This window comes from Pseudoalteromonas sp. SR45-5 (assembly GCF_014163565.1).
GTDB classification, from domain to species: domain Bacteria; phylum Pseudomonadota; class Gammaproteobacteria; order Enterobacterales; family Alteromonadaceae; genus Pseudoalteromonas; species Pseudoalteromonas distincta.
In genome coordinates this window covers 1-8,014 of the sequence record NZ_JACJDN010000124.1, presented here as the reverse complement: position 1 = coordinate 8,014, position 8,014 = coordinate 1, and the positions used below count along the sequence as shown (strand labels likewise).

Genomic DNA, 8,014 nt, shown 5'->3' with positions numbered 1-8,014 from the left:
ATCAAGTGCAACGTTTGCACTTGATTGGCGGTCATAAACGCTTGGTGCATCACTTCGAGCTACGCCAACATTTACGCCACCTTGCGGAAGGTACTGGGCTTTTTGCTCTCCTAATCGCGCTAATACACTTTTAAGTGTTAACTGGCTTGTTTGCAAATTATAGTTATTTGCAAGCGCACCAGTAACAAGCTCATTTAGTTGATCAGAATTAAGCTTTTTCCACCAGTTTGTTTCATCAGCAACGCTAACGTTACTAGCAATATTAGCTTTAGCAACAAATTCGTTAACGGCTTTTTGCTCGCCCATGGTGTCTATTTTACTCGCGCACCCGGCTAAAAACGCAGCGACTAATACCGCACTGACAGTTAGACTTGTTTTAAGCCTTTTTTGCATTAATTTAGTCATGAGTATTCTCCTGCGCTTTCTCTTTTTTGTTAGTCACTAACATATAAAATACCGGCGTAAACAATAGGCCAAACACGGTTACACCTATCATGCCTGAGAATACTGCGTTACCCATTGCGTGTCGCATTTCGGCGCCCGCACCGGTGGCAAGTACTAACGGTACAACACCTGCTGTAAATGCAATTGACGTCATTAATATTGGGCGCAAGCGCATACGACATGCCTCAAGTATTGCCTCTAAGTGCGATAAGCCTGAGTCGTGTCTATCTTTTGCAAACTCAACCATCAATATTGCATTTTTAGAAGCCAACGCGACCAGTACTATCAACGCTATTTGGGTGAATATGTTGTTGTCAGAGCCGACAAACCACACACCTAACAAGGCTGAGAAAATAGTCATTGGTACAATTAATATAATTGCCAGTGGTAAACGTAAGCTCTCGTACTGCGCTGCAAGTACCATAAATACAAGTAATACAACTAACGGGAATACATAAACCATGGTGTTACCGGCAAGTACTTGTTGGTACGTTACTTCAGTCCACTCATATTCAATACCTGTTGGTAGTGTGTCTGCGAGTACTTTTTCAATAGCAACTTGTGCTTGATCAGAGCTATAACCTGGCGCTGGGCTACCATTTAGTTCTGCACTTGGGTATCCGTTGTAATGCATAACACGGTCAGGACCAATTGTTGGTGTTACTGTTAATACAGAGCCTAGTGGCACCATATTACCTGAGCGGTTTCGTACTTTTAAATTAAGTATTTGATCAGGGTCTAAGCGGTAGTCAGCATCAGCCTGTGCATTTACTTGGTACGTACGACCAAACATATTAAAGTCATTTACGTACACAGAGCCTAAGTAAATTTGCAGTGCATTAAATACTTCATCAAGTGGAATACCTTGAATAAGCGCTTGCTCACGGTCAATATCAATATCCATTTGTGGAACTTGGATACGGAAACTTGAGTACAGGCCCATTAATGCTGGGTCTTGTTGCGCTTTACCAATAACGGCTTGCAGGCTATTAAATAGTGCCTCAAATCCTTTATTAGCTCTGTCTTCTATTTGCAGTTTAAAACCACCTGTTGTGCCCAATCCTTGAATTGGCGGCGGTGGAAATACCGCTACAAATGCTTCATCAATGGCAGCAAAACGTTTATTCAACTGCGCAGCTATCGCCATCGCTGATTGGCTTGGGTCGGTACGTTTGTCAAAGCTCTCAAGTGGTGTAAATACAATGCCGCTGTTAGGGCTGTTTGTAAAACCGTTCACTGATAAGCCAGGAAAAGCAACAGTATGTGCCACGCCTGGGACTTCTAATGCAATTTGCTGCATTTGAGCAAGTACGTCTTCAGTACGATCAAGGCTTGATGCGTCAGGTAACTGCGCAATAGCCACTAAATACTGTTTGTCTTGCTGTGGAATAAAGCCACCTGGTACGGTATCAAATAACTTAATTGTGCCGCCAACAAGTGCAATATAAGCCACCATTACAACAACGGTCATACGGATTAGTTTTTTTACCAGTTTTTCGTACCCTTTAGCACCACGATTAAATACGCGGTTAAATGGTTTAAACAACCAACGACCAAACAATTTATTAAGTAAACGCGTGAACGCATCTGGTTTTGCATCGTGAGATTTTAATAACAATGCAGCAAGCGCAGGCGATAACGTTAATGAATTAAACGCTGAGATAATCGTCGAAATTGTAATTGTAAGTGCAAATTGCTTATAAAACTGACCTGATAAACCGGTAATAAACGCAGTAGGAATAAATACGGCACTTAGTACTAGCGCAATGGCAATAATAGGGCCTGTTACTTCGCTCATTGCAACGCGGGTTGCTTCAAGTGGCGATAAGCCTTTTTCAATATTACGCTCTACATTTTCAACAACTACAATCGCATCATCTACAACTATACCTATGGCCAATACTAAGCCAAACAACGACAAGGTATTAATTGATACACCTAACCACTGCATTACGGCAAATGTACCAATAAGTGAAATAGGCACAGCAATTAACGGAATAATAGATGCACGCCACGTTTGTAAAAATACAATAACAACAATAACTACCAGTACAATTGCTTCAAGCAACGTTGCAATTACCGCGTCAATTGAGCCGCGAACAAATACCGTAGGGTCGTACACAATGTCGTATTCAACACCGGTAGGGAAATCTTTAGATAAGCGCGCCATTGTTTCGCGTACTTGATCAGAAAGCTCAATAGCGTTTGAACCAGGGCGCTGAAATATTGGCATTGCAAGAGCTGGTTGGTTATCAAGCTCTGCACGTAGTGAGTAAGTATCTTGACCTAAATCAACACGGGCTATATCAGATAAACGTGTTAACTGACCTTCGTCGCCTACTTTAATAATAACTTGTTCAAATTCTTCAATACTGTTTAAACGACCTTTAACGTTTAACAATATTTGAAATTGACTGTCGTTTGAAATTGGTTGTGCACCTAAGCTACCGGCAGCAACTTGCTGGTTTTGCGAGCGAAGTGCTGTTACTACATCTGTTGCTGTTAATTCGCGTGCAGCAAGTGCATCTGGGTTTAGCCATACTCGCATTGAGTATTTGCCAGCACCAAACATGCGAATATCACCTACACCCGGTAAACGCGCAATTTCATCTTTAATGTTTAAATCGGCATAGTTAGATAAGTACGCTGTGTCGTGCGTTTTTTCAGGTGAATATAAATGCACTACCATGGTTAAATCTGGCGATGATTTTTCGGCTACAACACCTAAACGTTGTACTTCTTCTGGCAAACGCGGAAGTGCACTGTTTACACGGTTTTGTACTTGTACTTGAGCACGATCTAAATCGGTACCTAACGCAAAGGTCACCGTTAATGTCATACGGCCATCGCTTGTACCTTGCGAAAACATATACAACATGTTTTCAGTACCGTTAATTTCTTGCTCCAGCGGTGTTGCCACTGTTTGCGCAATAACGGTTGGGTTAGCACCCGGGTAGTTAGCGGTAACAACAACAGTTGGAGGAACTACTTCTGGATATTCACTTACTGGTAATTGGAATAGTGATATACCACCAGCAATTAAAATAACCAATGACAGCATGGCCGCAAATATTGGGCGCTGTATAAAGAAATGCGAAAATTTCATTAATAAACCTTATTGCTTAGCCACAAATTGTGCGTTGTCGTTTGACAATGTAAATGCTACACCGCTGGTATCAATTGTTACGGTTTGCGGAGAGATTGGCATACCAGGGCCTACGCGAGCAGGACCATTTACGGCAATAACATCACCTTCATTAAGGCCTGATGTAACCGCACGTAATGCACCGTAACGCTCACCTGTAGTGATAAGCTTGTATTCAAGTACGTTGTTTTCGCCAACCGTTAATACAAAACGATTTTTTAAGTCGGTACCAATTGCACGTTCTGGGATAATAATCGCGTCGCTAATAGAATTTGCAGCCAGCTTTATACGTGCAAACGAGCCTGCGCGTAATTGGTTGCTGCTTTCATTAAATACCGCACGTACACGTAATGTACCTGTCGATGAATTAATTTGGTTATCAATAAAGTTAATGTAGCCTTTGTATGCAAAATCGTTTTGACCGACCTTTTGCATTACAACAGTTTGATGGCTCGCAGCAGTAACATCATTGAAAGAGCTATTCCAGGTGCGTTCATCAACATCAAAATAAGCGTACATAGCTTGGTTTGAAACAATTGACGTTAATACGCTTTGACCCGCAAGTATGTTGTTACCTTTAGTAATATTTGCGCGAGAAATAATGCCATCAATTGGTGATACAACTGACGTAAATTCTAAATCAAGCTCTGCTGAGGTAAGTTGTGCTTGAAGTGCAGAAAGCTGTGCTTCGCGTTGACGTAGTGTTGAAGTACGCGCTTGTGCTTGCTCAGTAGAAATTGCCTTACGGTCTAATAAGCGTACCGCACGTTTGTCTTCACTTTTAGCTTGCTCTAAGGCCGCTTCTGCGCTGTTGATTTGCGCTTTTAAACTAGCAACCACAGCAGCAAATGGACGAGCATCTAATTGAAATAAAACATCGCCTTCTTTAACCACATCGCCTTCTTTAAATTCAATGCTATCGATGATTCCCGATACACGCGGCATTAAGGCAACTTCCTGTGGAGACTCTAAACGCGTTGTATATGTGTGCCAGCTTTGTACCGGCTTAACAAGCACCTGTGCTACATCAATTGGTTGAAGTTGCTGTGCAGGTGCTGATTGAGCTGTGCTCTCATCAGCACAACCCGCAAGTGTTAAAGATGCCGCAGTAAGTGCAGCAGCAATTAGATGTTTGTTCATGAAGACGCTCCATTGTTGATTAGCCTCGCATAATACGGATTAAACCCGTGTGTAAAAACCATAGATTTTTAAATTCATTAATGCCAAAATGGCATCAATAGATTAATTAAGGTGTAATAATGGATACAACAAGTCGACTTTTAATGTTACTTGAAGTGGTTGAGCAAGGCTCTTTTGCAAAAGCTGCAGAAATACGCAACATAGATCGCTCTGTTATATCCAAGCAAATTAGTCGTTTAGAAGATGAGTTAGGCGTTAGGTTACTTAACCGAACCACGCGTTCATTTTCGCTCACAGCGGCAGGCGCCGAAATGATCAAAAAAGCAGCAGAGCTTAGAGAGCTGCTTGGCGAAACTGTGCGCATGGCCGAAAACTACCATTTAGAACCGCGCGGCGTGTTAAAAATCACTTCATCAACACTTATTGGTCGTCGTTATTTACAACCTGTACTTAATGATTTTCAAAAACGCTTTCCTCAAGTAGAAGTTGAACTGCGTTTAGACGATAGATTAGTAGATATAGTTTCTGAAGGATTTGATTTGGCTTTTCGTGTAGGTGAGCCTAAAGATTCGTCACTTATTGCACGTAAAATAGCGCGTAACCGGTTATTAATTTTAGCTGCGCCACAGTTTATTGAAACTTATGGTATGCCAAAAACAATGGAAGAGTTAGCGCAATTACCAGCAGCAAGCTATGCCAGTAATTCTATTCGAGTAGAAGCTATAGATTACTACGATAGTAAAGGTGAACGCTGCGAGCAAAAAATAAAAAGTGTGTTTCGTGCAAACGATGCAGAATCATTGTTAATGAAAACATTATCGGGCACAACTTACTTTGTTGCCCCTGCATTTATTATTGGTGATGAAATAATACAAGGTAAGTTAGTGCCTTTATTGACCGATGTAAAACTGATGGAGTTTAGCGCGATGTATGCCGTATATCCGCATCGAGATTTACCAGTAAGAACCCGATTATTTTTTGATGCTGTACGCGAGCATTTAGGAAAAGATAAACCGATTTGGGAAAATGGGATCCCTAACTTTGAACAAATGTACTAAGTAGCACGACTTACGCAACGACTGCCTGGTAATCATTTTCTTTTTTAAATTTACAATACACTTTATTGCGACCAAATTGCTTTGCTTTGTATAACTGTTTATCAGCTTGGTTTACAAAGCTTTCCAATGAATTGGTACTTTTAAATTTTGCGACACCAATACTGGTTGTAACATTGATTGCAAGGCCGTCAATGTCGAATGTGGTACTTTCAAAACGTGCCCTTATTTGTTCGGCGGTATTAAGTGCAGCCTCTTCATTTTCAAAAGAGCTAAATAAAGCAAACTCCTCACCGCCGACTCTAAATACATACCCTCTTCCCAGCACAACTCTTAATAAGGTAGCCACTTCGACAAGCACTTGGTCACCCACACCATGGCCATATTCATCATTTACTTGTTTAAAAAAATCTAAATCAAGTAAGAATAAATATAACTGTGATTTATCTTGTAGTTCTACTTCAAAGTAGTGGTTCATTGAAAGGCGATTGCCTGCCCCCGTTAGTGGGTCAAGTAACGCTAAATTTTTAAGTCGCCTTAAAAAGTGTGAACGACTCCCTTCAAAAACGTGAGAAATTGCCCAAATACTTAAATAAGCACAGAGTAGATTAAGGGATAAGTTAAAAGTCTCAAAGGGGGCAAGAGTAGACTGACTACATAAAATAAACACTTGGATCACTAATAAATTTGCAGAGAAAATTACACCATATTGTTTACCCAATAGTAGGTAGTACAAAATAGGTAATGCAAACGACCATACATACACACCGTTACGAGGCGACGCCAAAGATGTACCCAAAATAACGACAAATGTGATAAGTGCGCACATTACAACGGATTGCCAAAACTGTAATGGGCGGCGTTTAAGTGAAATATAAGTAAATATACAATAAATAGAAAAACAGATTTCGATATAGCCTAGCAATGGAAAATTATTTACGGTCAAATTAACACTCGCAAATACTAGCGATAAAAAACCAAAACAAAGACACATCCCTCTCAGGACGTCCTTTCTTAATGATTTAGTGCTATTAAGGGCCGCTATATCCATTCTAATCACTTAATAAAAATAAAAAGTAAGTTTAACGTGAAAATACAATTTAACAAGCTTTGTTGCTCTAAAACCATGTAAACAAACCCTTTTATTGGTGATTTAGGGACACGTTTGGTGTTTTTGTTTACAAATTAGTTCTAAAAATTAACCACCTAACATAGATAAATTAGTGGTGATGCCCGTATTACCTTGATGCAAAAGATGAGTTGGCTTTTTAGTTTTAATATAACGAGATAACAATGCCATTAATTCACTATTCGAACTGTCGTTCATATATTCTCTTAGCGAAATACCCTCTTCAGAAAACAAACACAAGTGCAGGTTCCCTTTTGCTGTAACCCTTAGTCGATTACAGGTACTACAAAAATCATTGCTGTAAGGCATTATTAAACCAATTCTGCCTTGATAATCAGGATGCGCAAACTCTTGAGCAGGACCTGCTGATGCACTACGCGCAACTTGCTGCCAACCCGTTTGTAATAGCTGAGTTTTTAAAACTTGCCCAGAAACATGGTTAGCATCAAAAAAGGCTTTGTTGTCGTTTGTTTGCATCAATTCTATAAAGCGGATGGTAACGGGGCGGTGTTTAACCCAATTTAAAAATGTATCAAACTCTTTTGCGTTGTATTGCTTCATCAGCACGCTGTTTATTTTTACCGAATCAATACCCGTTTCAAGCGCAGTATCAATACCTTTCATTACTGAGGTAAATTTGTCATGCCCAGTAATGGTGTTAAACATGCGTGAATCTAAACTATCAATGCTTACATTAATGGCGTTTAAGCCTACATCTACCCAGTCATGAATATTCTTATGAAGAGAAAAACCATTGGTGGTCATTGCAATTTTTTTTATGCCCGCAACATCTTTTGCCGCGCGAACAACATCTATAAAGTCTTTTCTAAGGGTTGGCTCTCCGCCAGTGATCCTTACTTTTTCAATACCATGGTGTGCAAACGCTTTAAGCGTATTGCTAATTTCATCAATTGTGAGGAAGCCACGGTCGTGACCGCCCTGATAACCATCTGGTAAACAATAAACACACTTAAAATTACATACATCCGTAATAGACAAACGTAAGTAACTAAACTCTCGCCCTGTTGGGTCGATTAGCATAAATAAACCTTAACTAATATCAACACGTAATAACAACCTAATACCAATTTGCACTAAGAC

Annotated in this window: 5 protein-coding genes and 1 pseudogene; 1 reads left to right on the top strand and 5 read right to left on the bottom strand. The window is 40.2% G+C overall.

The genetic code is table 11. The features are described 5' to 3' along the window. From H5072_RS06855 to H5072_RS06845, 3 genes and pseudogenes are all read right to left on the bottom strand, one after another. Window positions 1-405: pseudogene (locus tag H5072_RS06855) on the bottom strand (TolC family protein); the annotation flags it as partial. Continuing rightward, complete coding sequence (locus H5072_RS06850; protein WP_182693089.1) at window positions 398-3,550, bottom strand: efflux RND transporter permease subunit; 3,153 nt, start codon at window positions 3,548-3,550, stop codon at window positions 398-400. The gene H5072_RS06850 and the pseudogene H5072_RS06855, both read right to left, overlap by 8 nt. 9 nt (window positions 3,551-3,559) lie before the next feature. Then, window positions 3,560-4,729 carry an efflux RND transporter periplasmic adaptor subunit gene (locus H5072_RS06845; RefSeq protein ID WP_182693088.1) on the bottom strand — a complete coding sequence of 390 codons (1,170 nt, stop codon included), beginning with the start codon at window positions 4,727-4,729 and terminating at the stop codon, window positions 3,560-3,562. 119 nt (window positions 4,730-4,848) lie between these two features. Between H5072_RS06845 and H5072_RS06840 the strand changes: the two genes are divergently transcribed. Next, window positions 4,849-5,787 carry a LysR family transcriptional regulator gene (locus H5072_RS06840; protein ID WP_076925596.1) on the top strand — a complete coding sequence of 313 codons (939 nt, stop codon included), beginning with the start codon at window positions 4,849-4,851 and terminating at the stop codon, window positions 5,785-5,787. A 10-nt stretch (window positions 5,788-5,797) separates the two neighbouring features. Here H5072_RS06840 and H5072_RS06835 read toward each other — a convergent pair whose 3' ends face one another. Both H5072_RS06835 and moaA read right to left on the bottom strand, forming a co-directional pair. After that, window positions 5,798-6,835 carry a GGDEF domain-containing protein gene (locus tag H5072_RS06835; protein ID WP_182693087.1) on the bottom strand — a complete coding sequence of 346 codons (1,038 nt, stop codon included), beginning with the start codon at window positions 6,833-6,835 and terminating at the stop codon, window positions 5,798-5,800. A gap of 147 nt (window positions 6,836-6,982) precedes the next feature. Next, window positions 6,983-7,954, bottom strand: a complete 972-nt coding sequence (moaA, locus tag H5072_RS06830; RefSeq protein ID WP_024595548.1) for a GTP 3',8-cyclase MoaA — start codon at window positions 7,952-7,954, stop codon at window positions 6,983-6,985. Window positions 7,955-8,014 lie beyond the last annotated feature (60 nt).